This is a genomic window from Rossellomorea orangium, from assembly GCF_019334305.1.
Taxonomy (GTDB): domain Bacteria; phylum Bacillota; class Bacilli; order Bacillales; family Bacillaceae_B; genus Rossellomorea.
The window spans coordinates 53,897-77,562 of sequence record NZ_JAHWGH010000008.1 but is presented as its reverse complement, the minus strand read 5'-3'; the positions used below and the strand labels follow the sequence as shown (position 1 = coordinate 77,562).

Annotated in this window: 17 protein-coding genes; 2 read left to right on the top strand and 15 right to left on the bottom strand. The window is 42.3% G+C overall.

What is annotated here, in order from left to right:
• Positions 1–219: 219 nt before the first annotated feature.
• The 4 genes from KYJ26_RS03880 to aspA all read right to left on the bottom strand — a co-directional run bounded on the left by KYJ26_RS03880 (position 220) and on the right by aspA (position 11,643).
• On the bottom strand, positions 220–3,642 hold the full coding sequence (locus tag KYJ26_RS03880; protein ID WP_219166072.1) for a S8 family serine peptidase: 3,423 nt from the start codon (positions 3,640–3,642) through the stop codon (positions 220–222).
• Positions 3,643–4,122: 480 nt separating this feature from the next.
• Positions 4,123–8,301 (bottom strand): S8 family serine peptidase, encoded by a 4,179-nt coding sequence (locus KYJ26_RS03875; protein ID WP_219166071.1) that lies wholly within the window; start codon positions 8,299–8,301, stop codon positions 4,123–4,125.
• A gap of 340 nt (positions 8,302–8,641) precedes the next feature.
• Complete coding sequence (locus tag KYJ26_RS03870; RefSeq protein ID WP_219166069.1) at positions 8,642–9,901, bottom strand: helix-turn-helix transcriptional regulator; 1,260 nt, start codon at positions 9,899–9,901, stop codon at positions 8,642–8,644.
• A 311-nt stretch (positions 9,902–10,212) separates the two neighbouring features.
• Positions 10,213–11,643: an aspartate ammonia-lyase gene (gene aspA / locus KYJ26_RS03865; protein WP_219166067.1), complete on the bottom strand. Its 1,431-nt coding sequence runs from the start codon at positions 11,641–11,643 to the stop codon at positions 10,213–10,215.
• A gap of 240 nt (positions 11,644–11,883) precedes the next feature.
• Here aspA and KYJ26_RS03860 point away from each other — a divergent pair, with 240 nt between their 5' ends.
• A complete protein-coding gene (locus tag KYJ26_RS03860; RefSeq protein WP_219166065.1) occupies positions 11,884–12,252 on the top strand; it encodes a cytochrome-c oxidase in 369 nt (122 codons plus the stop codon).
• Between the two features lie 141 nt (positions 12,253–12,393).
• Positions 12,394–12,816 carry a VOC family protein gene (locus tag KYJ26_RS03855; protein WP_219166063.1) on the top strand — a complete coding sequence of 141 codons (423 nt, stop codon included), beginning with the start codon at positions 12,394–12,396 and terminating at the stop codon, positions 12,814–12,816.
• Between the two features lie 46 nt (positions 12,817–12,862).
• Here the strand turns inward: KYJ26_RS03855 and qoxD are convergent, their stop codons facing one another.
• From qoxD to KYJ26_RS03800, 11 genes are all read right to left on the bottom strand, one after another.
• Positions 12,863–13,159, bottom strand: coding sequence for a cytochrome aa3 quinol oxidase subunit IV (gene qoxD / locus KYJ26_RS03850; protein ID WP_219166061.1), 297 nt, complete (start codon positions 13,157–13,159; stop codon positions 12,863–12,865).
• On the bottom strand, positions 13,159–13,770 hold the full coding sequence (gene qoxC, locus KYJ26_RS03845; protein ID WP_219166060.1) for a cytochrome aa3 quinol oxidase subunit III: 612 nt from the start codon (positions 13,768–13,770) through the stop codon (positions 13,159–13,161). Before qoxC ends, qoxD begins: the two co-directional genes overlap by 1 nt.
• Positions 13,771–13,772: 2 nt before the next feature.
• Positions 13,773–15,734: a cytochrome aa3 quinol oxidase subunit I gene (qoxB, locus tag KYJ26_RS03840; protein WP_219166058.1), complete on the bottom strand. Its 1,962-nt coding sequence runs from the start codon at positions 15,732–15,734 to the stop codon at positions 13,773–13,775.
• A gap of 16 nt (positions 15,735–15,750) precedes the next feature.
• Positions 15,751–16,770 carry a cytochrome aa3 quinol oxidase subunit II gene (gene qoxA / locus KYJ26_RS03835; RefSeq protein WP_219166056.1) on the bottom strand — a complete coding sequence of 340 codons (1,020 nt, stop codon included), beginning with the start codon at positions 16,768–16,770 and terminating at the stop codon, positions 15,751–15,753.
• A gap of 354 nt (positions 16,771–17,124) precedes the next feature.
• Positions 17,125–18,651: a multicopper oxidase family protein gene (locus KYJ26_RS03830; protein ID WP_219166054.1), complete on the bottom strand. Its 1,527-nt coding sequence runs from the start codon at positions 18,649–18,651 to the stop codon at positions 17,125–17,127.
• A gap of 71 nt (positions 18,652–18,722) precedes the next feature.
• The gene (locus tag KYJ26_RS24180) at positions 18,723–18,962 is read right to left on the bottom strand and encodes an SHOCT domain-containing protein (RefSeq protein ID WP_219166052.1); all 240 of its coding nucleotides are present in this window, start codon (positions 18,960–18,962) and stop codon (positions 18,723–18,725) included.
• A gap of 245 nt (positions 18,963–19,207) precedes the next feature.
• Positions 19,208–19,489, bottom strand: coding sequence for a glutaredoxin family protein (locus tag KYJ26_RS03820; RefSeq protein ID WP_219166050.1), 282 nt, complete (start codon positions 19,487–19,489; stop codon positions 19,208–19,210).
• Between the two features lie 29 nt (positions 19,490–19,518).
• On the bottom strand, positions 19,519–21,975 hold the full coding sequence (locus KYJ26_RS03815) for a heavy metal translocating P-type ATPase (RefSeq protein ID WP_219166048.1): 2,457 nt from the start codon (positions 21,973–21,975) through the stop codon (positions 19,519–19,521).
• Between the two features lie 14 nt (positions 21,976–21,989).
• The gene (locus KYJ26_RS03810) at positions 21,990–22,205 is read right to left on the bottom strand and encodes a heavy-metal-associated domain-containing protein (RefSeq protein WP_219166046.1); all 216 of its coding nucleotides are present in this window, start codon (positions 22,203–22,205) and stop codon (positions 21,990–21,992) included.
• A 24-nt stretch (positions 22,206–22,229) separates the two neighbouring features.
• Positions 22,230–22,691, bottom strand: coding sequence for a CopY/TcrY family copper transport repressor (locus KYJ26_RS03805; RefSeq protein WP_219166044.1), 462 nt, complete (start codon positions 22,689–22,691; stop codon positions 22,230–22,232).
• A gap of 225 nt (positions 22,692–22,916) precedes the next feature.
• Positions 22,917–23,471 (bottom strand): YdhK family protein, encoded by a 555-nt coding sequence (locus KYJ26_RS03800; protein WP_219166043.1) that lies wholly within the window; start codon positions 23,469–23,471, stop codon positions 22,917–22,919.
• Positions 23,472–23,666: the final 195 nt, after the last annotated feature.

Here is a 23,666-nt window from a genome sequence, read left to right as displayed (position 1 = left end):
AATTCTATCAAATGAGGCGGAAGAAATATGGTGATTTTTGTGTAAAAGAAGGGATAAAAGTCAGAAAAATCAACCATTCTAGACTTCATCCGACATTCCTACGCTAAAATCAGTCTATTCGAACCATTTCTTTTGAATCACTAAAATTGGGGGATAATATGTTTTTTCATAGAGAAAGCCAAGAAAATCCTATTTAAAGGAAGTTCTTGGCTTCGCAAGTTAATGTTTCACTGTGATTTTCTTTTTCTCGGACTTCAATGATAACCCCGTTTCATCCGTACCGGTTACCGTAACATAGTAGTCACCGTTAGGATATTCAGCACCAGCATACCATTTCAACCCATAAATCGAATGTTCATTTTCAATATCGGCATATTCAATCACTTCGCCTGCTGCATTAGAAATCTCTAAATGCCAATCTAACCGTTTATAGCCAAAGATCAAGATGGAGGCCGGTTTCGTTTCATTCACATTGGATCGTGATACACTCCAATAATTGATAAATGGATCTGCATTCAGCAATTCCTCATTTCCAGTATAACCAACCCCAACATTCTGGAGAGCATCTATGGCTGATATCATGACAATCTCAGGTTTTTCTTCGGTAATGTACTCATTTACACCGCTGTTTACGCTTTTACGAATACCTCCATTTACCCAGATGAAATTTCCGATATGTTTCGTTCCCTCTTCCGTGACATCCCACGTAATTTTATACTTCCCATCCTCAAGTTCAGTGATGTTAATATTTTTAACAACAGGAGCAACAGAATCCAGTTTAAACGGAATCTTCGTTTGTTGTGGCTCCGCTCCATCAAAATTTAATGTACTTTCGTATACATACGTATAGTTGCCGTCAGGAAGTTGGTTCCCATCGTCATCTGTGCCACTCCAGAACATCCCATCGAACTTATAGGAGTAATTTCCATAGCTCATTATGTTCTTTCTGAATGGATATGGATTGCCGTCTTCTGTGAAATCACCAAAATTCGTGATGTGGGCAACCGTTTTTCCATTTTCATCTTCCACTTTCAACGACATTTCTTTCAAATTACGAAACGCTGTGAAGGAAGGATACATACCTGAAGCAATAGCGTTCTTGGAGTATCCAATCTGATTAGGGTCAAATGTTCCCGTGGAAGTATCATATCCCATAGGCAACTCCTTAACATCATTCCAAAGAACGGTATATCCTAAATATGGATCTCCATTAACCGGACTCTCATCAATATTATCTAGAGATTCCCAATCACCATAAAAGCCCATAAAAGGCATCGTTAAAGTAGTTAAATCTTTTACTGAACTGCCTTTTGGTACGAATCGTACAAACCCCTCAACAAAACGACCTTCGCTTAACTCTTCTGGAAGTGTGACAGAGATGTTCACTTCGCCGTCACGGCGTGGTTTGTATTGGAATTTCTTTTCACCCATCTGCTTTCCGTTAATCTTTACAACTGCCCCATCGATAGGAACCGAATGTAAGGTAAGATAGTCTCGTTCTACTCCATCATAAGTCTTCTTCTCTGTTTCATCCATTAACACGTCTACGACGATTTCATACTGGTCATTGGCTTTCTCAAGCTTTTTTGAGAGAGGCTCGACATCCAATGTGAAATCGAACGTTCTATCTACTTCTTTTAACGCTACGGATGCAGCCTTTTCTAAAGGAGCACCTACATTCTCTAAAAGGTAGGGAGATTTAACCGCTTGTTCAATCTTCATCAAACCTGACCCTTGACGCCTTGGTGAGTATAAAGAGTTCTCATCATCTGGATTTCTTAACACCTCAGACGTATTCATTAAAACATTCTTTGCTTTTAAGACGGTTTCTTCATTTTTTGGTAAACCCAACTCTTCATAATACTTCTCGAGGAGTAAAGCTGCACCGGCTGCAACATGTGGAGTGGCCATGGACGTTCCACTCATCACCTCATATTCGTTGTTCAATACTGTTGAGCTGATTTTCCCGCCAGGTGCTGTGATTTCCGGTTTAAAGCTTAGATCGGTTGGCGCACCATAAGAAGAGAAATAAGACATGGGTTCCGTCGTCGGATTTTGTACCCAGAGACCTTCGTTTGACAATTCCACTGAGATTTTTTCTCCGCTTTGTAATCGTTCTACCAGTTGATCTCCCTCAGTATGTCCAGTCGTAACGGCGGGAATCGTGTACTTAGAGAAATATAAAGTTGCATAGGACGGGTATTTATCTGGTGGAATGACAATAACCCCAACTCCCCCTTTTCTTGCTGCATCGTATTGTAGGGATGAATAGGTAGAGTAAGATTTTTCAAGTTTCGCAACGACAATCTTCCCTTCTAAATCCAAGTCATCCAGATGGCTTCCAAATCCTTCACCAGCGAAAATCAATTCGTATTCTTTACCAGCTTCAAGTTCGTCACTAAACTTCTTAGAACTGTACTGTGTTTGGTACCCAAACTGACTTCCATCATTTAAACGAAGGGATTCGACTCTCATCTGATCATTCTCTGATGAAGCAACCTGCAGTGCGGATGGAGTGACACCAGGGTCACCGACGAGGCCGATATCAGGATTCTTGGCCAATGGTAATTGAGATCTTTCCAGCAAGTTTTGTTTTGTACTATAAGAAGCATTACCTGCCGCTGCTACGACCAACACCCCACGCTCGGTTGCATACTGAATGGCACGTTGAATCGGGTCATTGGGATCTGCGCTTCCTGCGTCAGATCCAAGGCTTAAATTGATGACATCAGCCCCGAACTCCACCGCATGATAGATTCCAGCTGCAATATCATCGTCATACGCACCACTTCTTTTATCAGAGAATACCTTTTCAGCTAATAGCTGTACATCCGGTGCGACTCCCATCGCTTTTTTCTGTGATTCTTCGTATGCCCCGACAATTCCGGCTACATGGGTTCCGTGGGAATTACTTGAAGGGATGACATTGGTATCATGGTCTGCCCAGTCATAGCCTGTGGGTACTTTGTCTGTATACCAAACATCATTTACTTCCGATTCATCAAGCTTTTTTTGCATATTCGTTTCATTATACCTTGCTTTTTTCTTTCCTTTTTCAGAAAGCGTCATGGCCTCATGGCGATAATCGATTCCTGAGTCCACGATGGCCACGACCATTCCATCACCGCTATAATTATATTTCGTCCATACATTCATCGCTTCCACAAGTTCATTGCTTTTTACATCCATGTGTTCATACGTTTTGGCGATACGAATATCCTTTACGCCTTCCATCTCTTTGATCTTCTCGGCGTCTTTCATCGTCGTTTCCATACTGAATCCATAGAAGCCTGTTGAATACGTATGTATGACTTTAGAAGAAGCATCCCGCTTTTTCATAAACGTATTTTTGACTTGCTCAACCTGCTTATCAGGGGCAGTTCTCAATTTCTCATTTACGTCGACTTCAACGATTAAACGGACATTTTCATCCGGATTGAATGCTTTTAGGTCCTGTCCGTATAAAGGATCATCGGTCGCTTTCTTTTCCAAAGACAAACTTGGGAGGTTTGTCTTTTGTGCAGCAGGTATCTGCCCCTCTTTCGTCTGATAGAATGTTGCACCCGCCGGCGTAATCATACTGCTGCTTAGGAGAACGGTCATCAATCCAATGGATAGCGTACTTTTCTTCGAAACCATCATGTATTCACCCTTTTAAATAGAATAGTATCTTTCTTTTTACGTATCTCGTAGAAGAAACAGTACTCCCGTAAATATCATATCTATCCCCTTACATTGCCTTCCTCCTTCAATCATTTTGAATACGGAGTACCATTACCTAACCATTTCTATTAAGTGATCAGGTATCCTGTTGGGGGAGTCCAAGTATGATGAGAAGGAAAAAATGGGTCGTTTCACCCTTTAGTTTCCAATATTTTTTGCATTTCTTTTGAAATAGCCAAATATGCTAGTGTAAAAGAAGTAATATTCTGTACATTTATTGGGGGAAATGAAGTGAATAGTAGAATATAAACATCGGAGGATCGCAAAAGAATTCATTTTATGAAATTAGACTCACCTTCCTGATTTCCTCATTTTAAAAATTAACTATTCATTGGGAATAAAAAAAGGGAAAGAAATGTCATGAACATTTCTTTCCCTTTTGTGGGTTCATGCCTACTGTTATTCAGTTGGCTCTAATCCCATCAAATTCAAATAATAAGCCAGATCTTTTTTACCGTTCGTTTCTTTAGGTGCTTTCCCTTTAGGCGCATCCGGTCCTTTTGTTAAGAAGTTCTTTTCAATGAATCGAACGTCCGTCTCGTTTACTACTCCATCCTGATTCAGGTCGTAGGTTTGAATCTCAGGGTTTTCGTTGCCGTAGTACTCAACAATATCACGAACATCTTTGATGTCGATCAAGCTATCGCTGTTTACATCTCCAGCAAGACTGATTTTGGTTCCTGCTGAAACGAACCTGCCATACTCTTCGCCTTTCAATTCAAATCCAGGAATGAATGGCGAATAAGTCTTTACATGGCCTGGGATTTCCACAACGACCTTGTATGTCTCAAGGGAAGCCGGCACACCGTAAATTGTGTATTTTCCATTTGCAGCAATGCTGCCTTCATATTTTTCACCATCCGGTGATAGAGCATATACCTTCGCTCCAATATTTTGAGCTACACCATTTGGTAATAGTAGATTGCCGCTGAAACTTTTCTTCAAAAATGCTTCTGGTTTAATATTCCCTTCGATCCTTGAATGTTTGGACACGAAGTTATAGGATGACGTGCTGTAATATGGAAGTGTTACGGCAGCATCTTCACCGGCCTTTGTGTAGCTTGACTTTGTGACATCCATTTTGTCATCTCCATAGAACCAATCATCTTGAGTGACCTTGAACGTTACGTCCACGACAGGCATATCTCCATTCAAACCAGAGTACCCTTCCCCATTCAATCCAGCTCCCAACGTAACGGTCTGGTAATATCCGGTACCGCTTACTACCGGATCCTGAAGGGATGCCTGAAGTCCTTTTTCTTCGGCATAGACTTTAAACCCTTCATTCAGCTTTGCCGATTCGAATGAGTACATTTCTCCTTTATACTGAATGGTGTACTCCCCGGAGATAAAATCTTTCACGTTATTCAAACTCAGCGTCATGGTCACAGTATCGTCTAACCCAACTTCTTTCTTGTTGTAATCAGATGTTACATATTCAGTGCCCTCTTGTAAGAAGACATAATGTTGGTAATTGACATTCATTGCAATATCAGCACCGGCTAAACTTAATCTTAATGGTCCATCTGCAATATCAGAAGGTTCGATTCCAAACTGAGTATCCCCTTCTGAATCCGCTGAAGGGAAACAACAATTGTAGTATGGACGGATGCCAGTTGCTATAAAAAATCTGTTTGATGATTGATCATAATTCATTCCTTTTGATTCCAAGACATCCACTGTTTCATCCTGCACATTCCCGTGGAGCCAGAATGCTGTCTTTCCAAACTCTTCTGTGTACATATCTTCATTGATTTCATACACACCAGGAGCTTTATCAAATGTCACTTGAGGTTTTGAATTATCCACGATGACAGGTGTGTCGATCGTATACGTTTTCCCTTCTTCATCATACCCAATGAACTCCATATCATAATCCCCTTCAGGCAAATCAATGTATTGATCTGATATCGGGTTTTGTTCGTCATTGGTAAATGGATAAACGACTCCAGCAAATACAGCAGGAATGTAATACCTGAAGTCAGCCTTTGCATTCGCTTGTGTGAGGGAAGCTATGAATCCAATCGCCTCACCTGATTTTCCATCCTTAATTACAATGTCTATCCTCGTCAGCGGGTTCTTCATTTGAAATATTGCTGAGATAAATGGATTGTAATACTGCCACTTAGGTGTATTATTTGCTAATGCTGGTCGGTCTGTTTCAATATAGTCGAACCCTTTTCCTGTGACTCGAATCGCAAATGGAACCTGATACGTTTCACTCGCATCGCTTGCATTCGTTAGGTGAATATATCCTTCATAACGGCCTTCTTCTGCATCTTCCGGAACCGTGATTGTTGGTGAAATCTCTTTCGAAGAGTTTGCGCCAATTGCTACATTCGTCGGAACGTCTAACACAATGCCGTTTGCAGCTGAATCCTTGATGCCTGTACGTTCACCATGGTATTCGACTTCTACCTTGAAAGACTTTTCTTCTACGCCACTGTTCTCAATGATCATCCTGCTGTCTGCTTTAATTCCATCGTCATCCTTGTAGTGACTTCCGAAAGAGATGGATGCCGTCTCTTCATCAATTTCTACCTCTACACCGTTTTCATTTAGAGTTTTGGTTTTACCCATCACTTTGATGGAAACATCGGCATGTACCGCATCATAGGCATCCACACGTCCCGCTCCCTGTTCGTATACGGATACGTCACCCTTTAAGTCTTCTGCTGTATTCATTAGTGCTTCTTTCACGTCAAATGGGGTATACTCAGGATGCTCTGAAAGGATCAGGGCCGCCACACCAGCAATATGAGGTGTTGCCATGGAGGTTCCCTGAAGACGTGCATATGCTGCAGAATAGTCTACCCCTTCTTCCGGGCTATTGATATATTCTGGAATGGTGGAGAAGATCGCTACTCCAGGTGCCACAACATCCGGTTTGATATCATAGCTGCCATTTACAGGTCCCCTTGAACTGAAGCTGGCCAGGTTGTCCCCCTCTGTTTGAACAGTCGCTAAATCCCCGAACGTAATGGAAGCGTTATCTCCTAATCCTTTTAAACGTTCTCCGTCCTCTTTAGTCATACGGAAGGTCGGGATAAAGTCTGCTCCTTCTCCCAGATAAGCCTGAATCTGTCCGTCTATATTATTGTAGATGATTACAGCTTCTGCCCCGGCTTCTTTTGCATGCTTCATCTTCTCCACAAAGGCAATTTCCCCACGTTGAATCAAAGCAATTTTACCAGTTAGATCTTTCCCTTCGAAATCATCTTCATATCCAAGTCCAGCAAAAACCACTTGTTTGGACTGATTTTCAAGAGTGGTTAAATCATCTGAAAAATTCTTCCCCAGTAATAAAACATTCTCAAATGTTTCACCATTTACACTCATGGATTGGAAGGTAGGGATATCCATGTCAAAATCACTTGCCCCAACCGTAATGCCTAGGGCCGCTGCACCTGGAGCTCCAAGTGTTCCTTCTTCCGGCCCACTGTTTCCTGCCGCCACGACTGTCACCACTCCCGATAGCATGGCGTTGTTCACTGCTACAGAGGTTGGATATAATGGATCGTTCGTTGACGCTCCTAAAGAAAGGTTGATGACATCCATTTCGTCATCTATGGCTTTGTCGATTCCTGCAAGGACCCCTGCTGTCGCTCCGGATCCATAGGGTCCAAGTACACGATAGCCATAAAGATCCACATTCGGTGCTACCCCTTTTACGGCATAATCCACTGAGTTTTGTTGGTCCCCGGCGATCGTTCCTGATACATGTGTTCCGTGTTCCGTATAATAAGCAGATCCAGAATTCGGATTGATTTCAGGTAAACCGGATTTTTTCCAATCTTCATATGTAGTTTCCATCGGGTCACTATCATTATCAACGAAATCATATCCGCCTTTGTATACATCTTTTAAATCTGGATGGTTATAATCAATTCCTGTATCCAAAACCCCAACTTTAATGCCTTTCCCTGTTACGTTTTCATCATGAAGCTTGTCCACATTGATCTGAGGGATACTATCCATCATTTTAGATGTAGAAGCTTCCCCTTCCATTTCCGGTAGGTCAAGCTGAACGACTTCATCTTTCCATACCCGTTTCACGACCCCGGAATCCAGTAAACTTTCAATCTCATTTCCTGGAATGGACATTGCGACACCATTGATGGCAGAACGATATTCTTTCGTGATTTTCGCCTCTTGTAATCCAGGACTTGCACTCTTTTTATTTTTCATAGAATTGAATGTTTGTTTAAATTCACTGTGGGATTTCTCTACCTTCACAGCAGCTGCTTTAGTAGTCATACGGACTCCCTTAGCCGCCTGCTTCATCACTTCAACCTTTGCAGGTGCCTGTTCAAATTCAACGATGACATCAACAAGCCCTTCACTTTCAGTATTGATATTCGGAGCGATTTCAAAATCCGGTCTCGCTTCTATCTGTTTGAGAGCATTTCTTTGCTCATCGGTTAGATTCATCAATGTTTTTTCTACATCTTTTACCTGTGTGAACTTAGACGTACTAGGTGCACTTTCTGCCATAACATTAAATGGAATTCCAGATGTTCCTAATAGACTTGTAGCCAGTGCAACCGTCAAGATCTTAGCTGAGCGCTTCTTATTCATACTCTTCCCCCTCTAATATTCATCCGTGGCACAGAAATGTTTACAACTTGTATTCTATCTCTCTTGATCAATACTGTTAATTGGGAAAATTCTTTATATTTATAAGCAAATCTCTCAAATTCTTATCCATTTCATGGTTCAATTCAACGAACCAGGGACGTCAGGAAAGCTCGGATGTTGGGAAAGTTTTTCTTGAAGTAGTCATTGTACCTATAAAGTTATTTTTCCTCTTAACTAAACAGGTATATCCTACTATTCGAAAAGGGATAATATCCCCACGGAAATTTCATGATAACGTAAAACAAGCAACCTGAAATGGCTGCTTGTTTACATCTTTCATTTAAATTGGTTCATTATGATTAAAGATCAGCTTTTTTAATAGTTCATTGGATAATTGCAGATATTCGTTGGAAGAAACCAGGTCTCCCTTTTCCTTAAAATATGCCGCCAATCGCTCCGAGAAGGTTGCTGACTTATATAGATCATATTGTTTCATCACTGGCAGACCACGGTCGATCAAGTAATCGCAAAGACGTTTGTCATCCTTGATTGCATCTAAGTATACCACCATTAATTCAATATATTTAATGGAATCTTGTTCTTTAAAATCTCTTAAATTCTCCTGTAAAAGAGTGATTGCCCTCTCACTCTCTTCCAGATCCAGCAACACTTGGACCAATTCTACCAATGTACCGTAATAGCTCATTGTGTGTTTCTTCTTTAACTTGAGCGACTGGGAGAAATAGTCCAGCGATTTTTGTAGACTTCCTTTTCTTCTGTTTAACAGACCGAAATTATGAAGAGCAGTAATTTTCGATTCGTTATCCTTCAACATTTCTGCATCGTTCAAGGCTGTATGCAGCAAGTCTTCTGCACGTTCAAAATCGTTAATATAAATCAAGTTAGCCGATAACCCTATCTTTACATGGAGAATCCTCAGTATATTCCCAGTGTTTTGGAAGATTCTCAAAGCCTTGTGCGAGTAATGAAGGGACAATGTGAAATGCTTCAATAACCCGTGATTTGCGGCTTTGTAATAATGATAATCTGTCACTTTATCGCTATAAAGATCGGCTTTATCCTCAATTTTATCGAAGATGGCAATCGCCTTGGAGTATTGTTGTTTCTGACCATAATAAATCCCTTGAAAGAACTCCCATAAGTATTTTTCAAATGATGAGAATTTGCTCATATTCTTTTTTAATCCTAGAGAAGCCCGTTCATAATCGGTTGGACTATTCGTGAATAATAGATATCGAAGCATGTAAAGTTCATATAAGTAAACCATTTCCGTACATTGAATATAATCTCTATGCTTTTCTAACTCCTGATACAGTCTTTCGGCATGATCGCGATGAAGTCTTTCAATTGCTTCATAGAATTGGACTAACTGACGTTTTAAATACAGTGTTTTCGCCGTTTCCTCTTCGATCGATACACCGAGTCGTTTACAAAGTAATTCTAAGGTTTCCAGATTCCCCTCTTTGGAACTATTTTCAATCTTACTTAAATGAGTGGTTGAACATATCCCCTTACAAAGCTGTTCTTGTGTTTTACTTTGTTTCTTTCGATGATAATAGATGATTCTGCCGATAGACATGGTTTCACTTCCCCCCCTGTATATATCTATCATTATACATAGGAAATAGGTATCTTATAAGCTATTAACGATAAGTATTTATACTTAATTAGATGGATAATAATATATAAATTATTAATAAATATACATTATTACCTTTTAAAGGCAATACCTTTTAAACATTGTTGCCATTGTATAAAGCGAGTGGTGGTAGATTACAGCGAAGCTAGCGGTGAGCCTCCTCGAGCTAAAGCCTTTGAGGTAAACCTGAAAAATAAAAAAGAGAAACCCTCTTCTAAATAGAAAAGAAGGTTTCTCTACCTATCATCGATTTACTGTCGATCAAACAGCATACGGCCCGCAATTCCCGGATTCGTCATTTCAAACGGATTCAGGATCAGATCAAGCTCTTCTTCTGTCAGGACATCATACTCAAGGCAAAGCTCCCTGACCGATTTCCCTTTTAAAATGGCTTCCCTGGCAATGCGGGATACGACTTCATATCCTAAGTGAGGGTTCACCGCGGTAATGATCCCTACACTGTTTTCCACATATTCCTTCATACGCGTTTCATTCGCTTCAATCCCCACAAGGCAATTGTCCGTAAAGCTTCTGAACGCATTGTTCATGATGCTGATGGATTGAAGGAGATTGAATACGAGTACAGGCTCCATCACGTTCAGTTCAAGCTGACCGGCTTCCGATGCCAGCGAGATGGTCTGATCATTCCCCATGACCTGGAAGGCTACTTGATTAATCAGTTCCGGCATGACGGGATTCACTTTCCCCGGCATGATGGAAGAACCCGGCTGTCGGGATGGAAGTGAAATTTCACCCAATCCGGCACGTGGCCCTGAAGCCATCAAACGCAGATCGTTGGCTATTTTGGACATGTTCGTCATACAAACCTTCAATGCAGCCGAAACCTCTGTGTAGGCGTCGGTATTTTGTGTCGCATCTACCAGATGTTCAGCCCCTGTTAACGGTAGCCCGCTGATATCAGCCAGGTGCTTGACAACACTCTTAATATAAACAGGATCCGCGTTTAACCCGGTACCTACAGCGGTCGCTCCCATATTCACTTCATAGAGATGATCCCTGGTGCGTCCGATACGTTTAATATCACGCTCCACTACTCTGCTGTACGCTTCAAATTCTTGTCCAAGACGGATCGGAACCGCATCCTGCAGATGGGTACGTCCCATTTTTATGACGTGATCGAACTCCTGGGCTTTTTGTTTAAAGGCATTCAGCATATGCTCCATCGTGCCCAGAAGCTTTTCTAGCAATTTCAGGGTTGAAATATGGATGACTGTCGGGAAAACGTCATTCGTTGACTGTGACATATTCACATGACTGTTCGGGCTTACTTTCCCATACTCCCCTTTGCGATGGGACATGAGTTCCAGGGCACGATTGGCGATAACCTCATTGGCATTCATGTTGATGGATGTACCTGCACCGCCTTGAATCGGATCGACGATGAAGAATTCATGAAACTTCCCTTGGAGTATCTCATCAGATGCCTGGACGATGGCTTGACCGATTCCCTCATAAAGACGGGTGGTTTCCATATTGGCAAGCGCTGCCGCTTTCTTTACGACTGCCAGGGCATCGATCATTTCTTTATGAATTTTATAACCAGTGACCGGGAAGTTCTCCACGGCCCTCAGAGTTTGTATTCCATAGTAAACATCCTCAGGTACTTCTTTTTCCCCGAGAAAATCTTTTTCTATTCTAAATCCACTTGTGACGTTTATCATTTCTCTACTCCCCATATTTGGATTAGCTGTCTCTAATTGATGATTCTATCAATTAGAGTGTAAGTAGGCAACGATTTAGGGACAAAACCATTAATTTCAAAAATTCTAAAAAAAACGCTTTCATTGTGTTCCCCTTAACTTAGAAAACGAAGTGCTTTTTTATTGGAATAGCATCATGATAGAACGTTCTACACGGGTCTAAATACTCATATAATACGAGTGAAAAGGAGGAGGAATAAAATGGGTATCAAACTGATTAAAATTTCAGTCGTCTACTTTATGATCGGCGTATGTATCGGGCTGTATATGTCGATGGTCCATGACTACACCCTTGCCCCGGTTCATGTTCACATCAACTTATTGGGATGGACCGCCCTGACACTTGCAGGTATCATTTATCACTTATTTCCTGCCGTATCTTCGACGAAATTGGCCAAAGCTCATTTCTGGATTCACAACATTGGATTACCGTTGATGATGATTGGCTTATTCCTTTTTGTTCTTGGGAATGAAGCGGTCGTACCGATCATTGCAACAGGAGGCGTCTTGACTACAGTCGGTGTATTATTGTTCGGATATAATGTATTAAAGGAGTTAAAATCCACATAATCAACTGGAGCAGATCCGATGACCCTACTCGGGGATCGGGTCTGCATTTTATTTTTTGATTAATCTAAAAACAATCCTGCAATATGTGGTGAAAGTGATACAATATAAACGAATGCCCATTTCAAATTAGGAGTGATGTACATGTCGGTCAATGTTTATCTGAATTTCAATGGCAATTGCCGGGAAGCGGCAGAGTATTATGCAGAAGTATTTGAAACAGAACCACCAAAAATCATGACATTCGCTGAGGCACCTCAACATCCTGACTACCCTCTTCCTGAAGAGGCAAAAAATCTGGTCCTACATACAAGACTCTCCATCGATGGCAGTGATGTCATGTTTTCAGATGTATTTCCAAATATGCCTTTTGTAGAAGGAAATAATATCACCCTGGCTCTTGTAAGTGCCGATACTGAAAAGCTGACATCCCGTTTCCACAAGTTAAAAGAAGGCGGGAAGGTTGACATGGAGCTTCAGGAAACCTTCTGGAGCAAGCTGTACGGTCAAGTCACCGATAAGTTCGGTATTCAGTGGCAATTCAATTACGAAGATAACGAAAGATAATTATAAAAAGAAGCTGATGGGAATTCCCATCAGCTTCTTTTCTCTATTAATGCATATTGCTCAATACCCAGACAGAACCGGCAACGATGACAATCGCGATGAATGCGGCTGACATCATTTTCCCAACCTGCCATCTGCCTTCACCTTCGTTTACGTGCATGAACATGAAGAGCTGGATAGCGGCCTGGATGAACGCCAGAACGAATACGATCGATACAATCAGTCCATATGAAAGATTCGTATAAAGTCCAAACCAGACGGCTAGGAACGTTAACGCGATCGAAAGAATAAAACCAATGATCTGAGTCCAAGGCAATCCATTATGATTCGAATGTTGTGACATTATCCCACCATCCCTAGTAAGTACACGCTTGTGAACACGAAGATCCAGACAAAGTCCAGGAAGTGCCAGTACAAGCTTGATACAAATAGTTTTTTAGCGGTATCAGGATTCAATCCCCGCTGCTTCACTTGGAACATGACGAGAAGGATCCATAGAATCCCTACTGATACGTGGAGACCATGCGTCCCGGTCAGTAGATAGAAGGATGACCAGAATGCATTGGTACCCATGGCTGCCCCTTCATGGACCAAATGGATGAATTCCGTGATTTCCATGTAGAGGAATCCGAGTCCAAATAATAATGTGATGATCAGCCAGACCATCATGGATTTGACATTTCGTTTTCTTAATTCATTTATTGATAAACCCGACGTGAAACTACTGATTAACAGGAGCAACGTCATGATGATCGTATTCTTCATATCAAACACTTCACTTGGAAGCGGGCCACCCATGGTGCCTGCCTTCAAAGCGAAGAACGTTGCGAAAATAGTGGCAAATAATGCGATTTCCGCACCAAGGAAAACCCAGAATCCGAAGATGTTCAGTTTCCCGATATCGGATTGATATTCAAGTGGCGTGTTTGGATCTATATTCGTACTATGTGCCATGCTCACGCCTCCCTCTTATACGGATTTTCAGTCTTTTCGATTTCTTCCACACTTACATAATAGCCTTCATCCTGTTTGTGGGACATCATTGAACGGAATGCCATGCATCCGAAGATCCCGACAAGTGCTGCTATCGCCATCCAGAACAGTTCAAATACTAAACCAAATCCTGCGACGAAGAACAGCGCGGACATGATGAAAGGTGTCCCTGCATTGCTTGGCATGTGAATCGGTTGATATTCGAAGTTGTCAGGAACCATCTTTCTTCCTTCTTGCTTCATATCATAAAATGCATCATGACTTTTCACTTCAGGAACGTGTGCAAAGTTGTAATGAGGCGGGATTGCTGAACTTGTTGCCCATTCAAGGGTACGTCCATCCCACGCGTCACCTGTTGTTTCTCTCTCTGCAAAACGGTAGCTGTAATAGATACCATAAACGAGTACCATGAATCCTACTCCCATTCCGAAAGCTCCGACAGAAGAAATTACATTCAATGCTGTCCAGCCATCTTCAGGACCATACGTGTATACACGTCTTGGCATACCTGCAAATCCTAATACGAACTGAGGTAAGAAACAAAGATTGAATCCGATGGAGAATAACCAGAAAGCCCATCGTCCGATTCGTTCATTCATCTTATGACCAAACATCTTTGGATACCAATATGCAAGTCCCGCGAAGCAGGCAAATACAACACCGGCAATCAATGTGTAATGGAAGTGAGCAACCAGGAAGTAGTTATTGTGATATTGGAAGTCGGCCGCAGCCATTCCAAGCATAACCCCTGTTACCCCACCGATCAGGAATGTCGGGATGAACGCAACAGACCATAACATCGGTACAGTAAATTCGATTTTCCCTTTGAATAAGGTACCTAGCCAGTTGAATATTTTGATTCCAGTCGGTATGGCAATCGCCATCGTTGAAATCGAGAATACACTGTTCACTGCTGCGCTTCCGCCCATCGTAAAGAAGTGATGGACCCAAACAACAAAGCTTAGTCCAGAGATCGCAACAAGTGAGATAATCATAGATTTATAACCAAATAGTGTTTTTCTTGCAAAAGTAGCAATGATTTCTGAGAAAATTCCGAAGGCCGGTAATATAACGATATATACTTCCGGATGCCCCCATAGCCAGAACAGGTTTGACCAGAGCATAGGGTTACCACCATCCGTAAGCGTGAAGAAGTGGGAACCGAATAAACGGTCAAATGTCATCAGAGCTAATGTGACAGTCAAAATCGGGAATGCGAATACGATGATGAATGCCGTGATCAGCGTTGTCCATGTAAACATTGGCATGCGAAGAAGCGTCATGCCTGGTGCACGCATCTTAATGATGGTGACGACAAAGTTGATCCCTGTGAGTAACGTACCGATACCCGATATTTGCAGACCTAAGAGGTAATAGTTAATACCCGGTCCAGGACTACCTTCGATCGCAAGCGGTGCGTAGTTCGTCCAACCTGCGTTCGGTGATCCACCGAATACGAAAGAAATATTGAAAAGGATTGCCCCGAACATGAATGACCAGAAGCTTAGGTTATTCAAATAAGGGAATGCTACGTCCCTTGCACCAATTTGCAAAGGAACGACCACGTTCATCAATCCAAGTAAGAACGGCATCGCCATGAACAGGATCATGATTGTACCGTGAGTCGTAAAGATTTCATTGTAGTGCTCAGATGTCAAAAATGAGTTATTCGGCACCGTCAATTGTGCCCTCATCAAGAGTGCGTCGACTCCTCCACGGAAGAGCATGACAAGTGCTGCCAGGATATACATGATACCGATTTTTTTATGATCAACGCTTGTAATCCAATCGTTCCATAACCATTTCCACTTTTTAAAGTAAGTGAGGACTGCAACGATTCCAATTACGGTGAAAGCGATCGAAATGTTGGCTCCTATGATCAACGGATCGTTGAGGATAAGATTATCCTTAATAAAATCAAACATTTAAAGTCCTCCTTTCTTAGTGCTCATGACTGCCATGATCTTCATGGTCATCATCTTCTTTTTTCTTCATATCATCATGGTCCATGTCTTCGTGACCTTCCATGTCCATATGTTCGTGACTTGACATGGCGTCTTTATCTGCACCACCAACCGTGGTATCAAGACCGTATTTCTGTCGGATGGCCATGGCATATTCAGAGTTCTTACCATGATCGACGAATGCCAAGTGAGTGGAAGAGAATGTCATCTTATCAACCGTTTCAGGAAGCATCAGTTTTTCATACGTGTCTTCCGTCAATTTCGGTTCGTTGGATTGAGCATCTTCGACCCAATCTTCATATTTGTCTTGTTTCATTGCAACGAAATCAAACGTTTGGTGCGTCATTCCTTCACCGGTGAAGTTTGAGTTTCTTCCATCATACGTGCCTGGCTCATCAGCCTGCAGATATAAGTCATTGACCATACCAGGCATTCCATAAATCTGTCCGCCGATTTGCGGCACCCAGAATGAAGCCATTGAATCAGCTGCTGTCACTTTGAATAAAATCGGATGATCTTCAGGAACATTCACATAGTTTACCGTTTCAATTCCTTCTTCAGGATAGCTGAAGATCCATTTCCAATCGACAGCCGTCGCATGGATGACGATTGGATCTTTATGAGAGGTCGCTTCCGGTGCGTCTCTTAATTCATAAAGGGCTTTTGTGTTCGGGATGGATAATGCGATGACGATCAGGACGGGAATGAGTGTCCAAATAATCTCAAGGAATGTACTTCCGTGCATATCCGGCTTATAGTCACTATTCTTCTTACTGCTTCGATACTTGAACAAGATGATTGTAAAGAAACCGAGAACAACAACCATAATGGCAATCATATAGTATATCGATAACATAATCAGATCTTTTTGGACGGCTCCGACCGGTCCTTTAGGATCGAGGATGATTAATTCGCTATCAGTACTGAATATAATGATGAAAAATAACGAAATGAGACTTATTAAAACAATTAAATACGGTTTGAATTTATTAAACAAAAGAAATCACCTTCCTTTATGTAGAATTTACTCTCGTAGACCTATACTATCAAATTCTCTAAACACGTACCCTTAATAACTGCATTTTTAAACAGATTTTCGAAATTTCGACGCATTTTATTCACAGAACGGTAACAATGTTGGAAAGAATTTCTCAAGGGACAAAAAAATAACTCTCAAAGTTATCTGAGAATAACATTGAGAGCGTTTTATAGGTTGATTATTTAGAATATTATCATCTATATTTTTATAAAATGTGAACAGATTTCGAAATCATATCATTATGTCAGGAGAATTTTAATCGTAAGCATCTTTTATCTCTAAAGTATGAAAACACGCTCTTATCATCCATTTTCAGTTCGGTTGGTTTTCTTTTTCACCACCTAAATCAAACGGGGAGTAGACGCCTTCATAGTCCACGATCGTCACCATTCCCCTGGCGGCATGATTGTTATCGTGGCAATGAAATAACCATTCTCCAACATTATCCGCTTTAAAATAAATAACATATTCCTCTCCGGGTTTTACATGAATTAAATCTTTGACGATCGGCTTTTCAAATTCCCTTCCATTCTTCGAGTTCACTTGAAAGCGATGGCCATGCAAATGCATAGGATGATTCATCCTGCCATTATTTCTAAGTGTGACCTTAACGATGTCCCCATCTTTTACATGGATAGGTGGTGTATCTGGAAAGGTTTCATCGTTAATTTGAAATGACATGCCTTCTCCCATTGACATCCCCATACTTAGGTCCATGTCGTAGGTAACATCCGGTTCAGGAATTTCTCCGAAAATAGGCTTCTCGCTCCCATATGAAATCCCCTTCGCCACACCTGCTTCTTTAGCGAGTGTGGCGCCCTGATGTCGATTTTGATTTCTCTCGGAAACGACCGGGATGATCATATCTTCCGCATTTTCTACACTCTGTTCCTGACCGATAAATACCGTTTCCTTTTCAGGCTTCGTAAATTCCACATCCATTCGTTCTCCAGGGGCTATTTCAAGAACATTGGATTCGTGGTCTTCAGACACCACATGTTCTGCATCATTTGCTATGACTCTCATAGACCCTTCCGGGAAAACCAAGCGATGCTCCTGGTATCCGGCATTAACAAATCTCAATCTCGCTTTTTCACCCGCTTCCATCGTAAGCGGCTCGATCGCTCTTCCCGCTTTTCCGTTCACGGTAAAGGTATCGTACATTTGTTTCGTATCCGCTTCACCGTCTCCGGACATCGCTCCCATCATCATACCTCCCATATTAGAGATATCCTCTCTCTCTTGATCTACTGCCCACTCATCCAGGATGAACACTTCATCCTTCTTATACTCTTTTTCCTTTTCTTCGACAACGAGTGATCCATATAAACCTTTGTCAACCTGTATAGAGCTTTGTTGATGGGAATGGTACCAATACGTGCCTGCATCATTCGCGACGAATTCATACGTAAAACTTTCGCCAGGTTGAACGGCATCCTGGGTCAACCCTGGAATGCCATCCATTTTGTTCGGTAAAAGGACCCCGTGCCAGTGAATTGTCACCGGTACGTCCAACTCGTTCACAAGCTTTACTTGTACAACATCACCTTCTGTGACATGGAGAGATTCTCCTGGCACTGTACCATTATAGGTCCAGGCAGATACCTTTTTATCCTCACTGATGTTCCACTGTTTTTCCTCTGCAGTCAGAACGAATTTCCTAACTGGATGATCCTTTTTTTCTTGCGCACTCACTTCCAGAATACTCGTTTCTCCACCTTTCACTTCCTTTGGTAAACTCAAATCTCCACTTCTATACCAAGGTGATTGAAGGAACACGATGATTCCGATTCCCACTAATCCGATAATGAGCATAGAGCCAATGACCTTTCTATTCATAGCTGTCTCCCCTTTTTTCTCACTTGAAGTTTTCTAACACCCAAGTTCCGGAAAAATCTCATACCATTCATTTATTCATCTATTTTCCGTTTGAGCCGCTCATATTCTTCTTCCGTGATTTCTCCTTTTGCCAAACGCTCCTTCAGCAGTCCTAATGAATGATGATTATGATGGTGAGTTGAATGACTAGACTGCCCCGGGTTCTTCCCCCTCATCATCCAAATGAATATGCCAACAATCGCTACTATTAATATGATAAAAAGAAAGCCAGTTCCAAAGAAACCTGCGCCCATTCCTCCACCGTTCATCATAGAATCATCTCCTTTATACTTATACTCTCTTTATACCCAATGAGGTATTAACAAAAACAATCTTTTCTCTCAAATTGATAAGATTCCCCCTTTTTTATAACCAGAATCACCTTTCTATTTCCCCGTAAATGTGCAAATAAAATGGAGAAAGAAAAAAAATCAGATACCCCCTGTCAATCAACAGGACATATCTGATATGGTTGGATTCTCCATCATCTTCGTTTTAGATGATGGAACGGTTGAAGTCATTTCAACCCTAATAACTGCTGAATTTCCTCTTTATTATTCTCAAATCCAATTAAATTCTTTACAAGCTTTTTCTTCCCGAATAGACCTTTCTCGTAAAAGACAAAGGAAGGCACGATCCTTGAACCCGCAATCTCTTTGAGTTCTTTTTCATACCTATCCTCTTCACCTACGTTCTTATGAACATAGTCGATCTCCTGTTCATTTAAATATTCTTTTGCCGCTTGACAATCTGAACAGGTGGGCCGGGTGTAAAGCTCTAATGTCAGGTTATTACTCATCTTGTCAATCAGCTCCTTTTTGTAAAGAACTACATCCCGGAAGGTTTAAACCCTTTCAGGCGCAGGGCGTTCAAGAGAACGGATACGGAACTGAAGCTCATGGCGGCCCCGGCGATCATCGGATTGAGTAACGGCCCTCCGAACAGATGAAGGATCCCCATGGCAACAGGAATGCCAAGGATGTTATAGCCAAATGCCCAGAAAAGGTTCTGCTTGATATTCCGAATGGTTGCTTTACTTAATTCAACGGCTGTCGGTACGTCCATCAGGTCACTTCGCATCAGGACGATGTCCGCAGACTCCATGGCTACATCCGTACCGGAACCGATGGCAATCCCGATATCCGCTTGAGCAAGGGCAGGCGCGTCGTTGATTCCGTCTCCGACCATCGCCACTTTCCTGCCGCCTTCCTGCAGCTTCTTGACTTCATTTGCTTTATCTTCCGGCAGGACTTCACTGAGGACCGTGTCAATACCGACTTTTTTTGCGATGGCCTCCGCCGTCCGCTTATTGTCTCCCGTGATCATTGCCACTTGGAGTCCCATTTTGTGAAGCTTTTCAATCGCTCCAATACTCGTTTCTTTCACCGTATCGGCTACTGCAATGATACCCGCGATTTCCTCTTCAATGGAGATGTACATCGGTGTTTTACCCTCGGCAGCCAGCCGGTCCGATACTTCCGCCAATTCACCGACTTCGACATCATTTTCATCCATCAGCTTGCGGTTTCCAAGCAACAGATCCTCTCCGTCTACCGTCACTTCGATTCCCTGACCTGTAATGGCATCAAAGAAGGCAGTCTTGCGGAGGGAGAGTCCTCTCTCCTCTGCCTCCCGGACAATCGCTTCTCCCAGTGGATGCTCAGATCCCTTTTCAGCAGAAGCAGCAAGAATCAGGAGTTCTTCTTCTGAAATGGATTCTGACGTGACAATATCTGTCACCACAGGCTTTCCTTCAGTGATGGTGCCGGTTTTATCAAACACGATGGTTTCGATTTTATGTGTCGTTTCAAGGGCACCACCGCTTTTGATCAATACACCATTTTCCGCGCCTTTCCCCGTACCGACCATAATGGCCGTTGGTGTCGCGAGTCCCAGTGCACAAGGACAGGCGATGACGAGAATCGAAATCGCGATTGTAAAGGCGAACAGACCTGATTCCCCTGCTATATACCAGGCGATTCCAGATAGAATGGCTAGAACGATGACGATAGGAACAAAATAACCTGAAATGATATCCGCCATTTTGGCGATCGGAGCTTTTGAACCCTGAGCCTCTTCTACCAGCTTGATGATTTGCGATAATGCCGTATCCTTCCCTACTTTGGTAGCCTCGTATCGGATGGTGCCATTTTTATTAATGCTTGCACCGATGACGTTCGAGCCGCTGGTTTTCTCAACAGGGATACTCTCCCCTGTCAGCATCGCTTCATCGACGGAGGTCTTTCCTTCAGTCACCACTCCATCAACGGGGATTTTTTCACCCGGCTTTACGATGATGATATCTCCGACTGCCACTTTTTCCACCGAAATCTCGACTTCTTCTCCATCTCTTACGACAGTCGCTGTTTTAGGGGCAAGCCCCATCAGTTTTTTGATGGCTTCAGACGTTTTCCCTTTCGAAAGAGCCTCAAAATATTTCCCCAATGTAATGAGGGTGAGAATGACGGCTGCCGATTCGAAATAGAGATTCTGCGCATAGCCTTCACTGCCTGCTATGATCATGATGGTAGCGAATAAACTGTAAAAGAAGGCAGCTCCGGTCCCCAAGGCAACCAATGAATCCATGTTGGGATGGCGTTTGACAAGTGTCTTGAACCCTACACTGAAGAAAGGTTTTCCCATCATCATGACGGGAACCGTAAGAACCAGTTGAAGTAAAGCAAATCCAGACGGGTTCACCATCGGATCGATGGCCTCTGGTAGAGGCATTCCGAACATATGGCCCATGGAAACCAGAAGCAGGGGCACTGTAAATACGGCTGAAACCCAAAAGCGTTTCCACATCGTCTTGATGTGCTGCTCTTTCTTATCCCTGTCTTGGTCCACTGTATCTTCTGCATCAGCGTCCTCGTGTGCTTCGTATCCGGCTTCTGAGACCGCCCCCTTGATATCGGACACGGTGACGACGGCAGGATCGTACTCAATGACCATTTTCTCTGTCGCCATGTTGACAGTCGATTCCTTGACTCCATCGAGCTTTCTTGTTGCCTTTTCCACGGATTGCACACAGGATGCGCAGGTCATGCCCGTCACGCTGAATGTCTTCTTTTCCATTTCCGTGACCGCTTTATAACCTGCGTCATCTACAGCCTTTTTGATCTCTTCCAATGAAAGTTCATTCTCATCATAGACAATATTGAGTTTCTCCGTTGCAAGGTTCACACTTGCTTGTTCAACACCGGCCAATTTCTTCGTTGCTTTCTCAACCGCCTGAGAACATGAGGCACATGTCATCCCTTCAATGCTTACTGTTTTTTCCGTCATTGTCCCAACCACCTTTATTTCGCTGGTTCTGTTTCGTACCCCGCATCAGACACGGCTTTACTTAAGCTGTCTGGAGTCTGCTTCGTTTCATCATACTTCACCTTTGCCGCTCCATTTTCAAGATCGACTTTCGCTTTTTCCACACCGTCCAGTTCATTTAATACGCCTTCTACCTTTTTCACACAGTTTCCACATGTCATTCCTGATACGTTTAATAATGTTTTTTCCATTTTTCAACACTCCTTGTGATTTTTTTAATGTTGGCAGTTCATGCCGTGATCTTTTTTACAGGTACACTGGCCGGGTACGCAATTACATGCGATGTAGTCGACAGCGTTTTCCTTTTTGGATTGTAAAGCCTGTTCTAGCAGAGCAATATCTTCGTGACTCAGGGTGGCTTCATCAATCAGATCAGCAATCGTCTTTCCAACTGCCCTGCTGCATATATGGGTGAACAATCCTGACTTCAGTGTCTTAAGACTTTCTTCTTCACTGACACCTGCCCTGTAGATGAACCGGTTGCCGATTTTTTCCGTTGTGAGCATCCCTTTTTTGACCAGACGACCAATAAAGGTTTTGGTTGTTGCCGGCTTCCACTCTTTCTTTTCCTGCAGGACGGAACTGATCTCCTTACTGGTCACTTCTTTCAGTGTCCAGACGACCCTCATGACTTCCCATTCAGAATCTGTGATTTCCGGTTTTTCTTCTTCGGGCAATGATATCCCTCCATTCGTTTACATTTGTAATCGATTTATATTTATAGTTTACAACTGTAATCGATTTTGGTCAACTGATTTGATTGGATTTTTTTAAAATGGGCAGTTATTGAATGGCTAGGTGACATTTTTATTCTGTACCACTCGCTAATTTCTATAAACGTATTTACCTGTTGACTGTTATAAAAAGAGATGAACCAATGGCCATCTCTTTTTTCTGATTTATTATTCAACTGGGGATAATTCGCTTTCTGTGACCCATTTATGATTTTTCACTTGTTCTCCACCTGTGGTTGGTGTGTAATCCACCATATAAACGGCCATTTCTTCTGCTGAATCAATCGTTGCCGTCGCTCCCTTCATTCCTTTCATATGATCGGTATCCAAGACCACTTCATCTCCTGGTTTAAACGGTTGATCTCCGAAATCTTTCAACTCTTCATGAATGACCCATTTATGGTTCTTCACCTTTTCTCCACCCGTGGTCGGTGTGTAGGTAACGGTGTAGACGACAGTATCATAAACACCTGATATAGTCGCTTCCGCATCCTTCATCCCTGCCATGTGATCATCTTTAATGATGGCTTTACTTCCTACTTCATACCTCGGATTTGATGCTTCTATTAAACTCTTTGGCAGCTCTTCTGAACCAGAGTGATTCATGTCGCTATGCTCCATGCTGTCCATTTCTTCCGTCATCCCGTCTTCATCATTTGAACAAGCTCCCAGAAAAAGAAGGGCCATTAAAATGAAAAGAAACGATTTTTTTCTATGTTTCATCGTGATCGTACCTACCTTTCGAGTGATATCTATTAAATTTTATCCTGCAAAATTGCAGAATCTATGGAGAACATATGTAGAAGTGTGATATTTTCGTGACAAATGCGACAGAATGAATCATGCCTTGGAAAGAACCCGACAAACCTGTCTTTATGCATACATTTTTCATATTTTCACGTTACACTGGTAATAGAA

What these genes read in the sequence shown, in the direction of transcription:
- KYJ26_RS03880 (WP_219166072.1), bottom strand. Translation starts at nt 3,642, where the DNA reads ATGATGGTTTCGAAGAAAAGTACGCTATCCATTGGATTGATGACCGTT.
- KYJ26_RS03875 (WP_219166071.1), bottom strand. Translation starts at nt 8,301, where the DNA reads ATGAATAAGAAGCGCTCAGCTAAGATCTTGACGGTTGCACTGGCTACA.
- KYJ26_RS03870 (WP_219166069.1), bottom strand. Translation starts at nt 9,901, where the DNA reads ATGTCTATCGGCAGAATCATCTATTATCATCGAAAGAAACAAAGTAAA.
- aspA (WP_219166067.1), bottom strand. Translation starts at nt 11,643, where the DNA reads ATGATAAACGTCACAAGTGGATTTAGAATAGAAAAAGATTTTCTCGGG.
- KYJ26_RS03860 (WP_219166065.1), top strand. Translation starts at nt 11,884, where the DNA reads ATGGGTATCAAACTGATTAAAATTTCAGTCGTCTACTTTATGATCGGC.
- KYJ26_RS03855 (WP_219166063.1), top strand. Translation starts at nt 12,394, where the DNA reads ATGTCGGTCAATGTTTATCTGAATTTCAATGGCAATTGCCGGGAAGCG.
- qoxD (WP_219166061.1), bottom strand. Translation starts at nt 13,159, where the DNA reads ATGTCACAACATTCGAATCATAATGGATTGCCTTGGACTCAGATCATT.
- qoxC (WP_219166060.1), bottom strand. Translation starts at nt 13,770, where the DNA reads ATGGCACATAGTACGAATATAGATCCAAACACGCCACTTGAATATCAA.
- qoxB (WP_219166058.1), bottom strand. Translation starts at nt 15,734, where the DNA reads ATGTTTGATTTTATTAAGGATAATCTTATCCTCAACGATCCGTTGATC.
- KYJ26_RS03830 (WP_219166054.1), bottom strand. Translation starts at nt 18,651, where the DNA reads ATGAATAGAAAGGTCATTGGCTCTATGCTCATTATCGGATTAGTGGGA.
- KYJ26_RS24180 (WP_219166052.1), bottom strand. Translation starts at nt 18,962, where the DNA reads ATGATGAACGGTGGAGGAATGGGCGCAGGTTTCTTTGGAACTGGCTTT.
- KYJ26_RS03820 (WP_219166050.1), bottom strand. Translation starts at nt 19,489, where the DNA reads ATGAGTAATAACCTGACATTAGAGCTTTACACCCGGCCCACCTGTTCA.
- KYJ26_RS03815 (WP_219166048.1), bottom strand. Translation starts at nt 21,975, where the DNA reads ATGACGGAAAAAACAGTAAGCATTGAAGGGATGACATGTGCCTCATGT.
- KYJ26_RS03810 (WP_219166046.1), bottom strand. Translation starts at nt 22,205, where the DNA reads ATGGAAAAAACATTATTAAACGTATCAGGAATGACATGTGGAAACTGT.
- KYJ26_RS03800 (WP_219166043.1), bottom strand. Translation starts at nt 23,471, where the DNA reads ATGAAACATAGAAAAAAATCGTTTCTTTTCATTTTAATGGCCCTTCTT.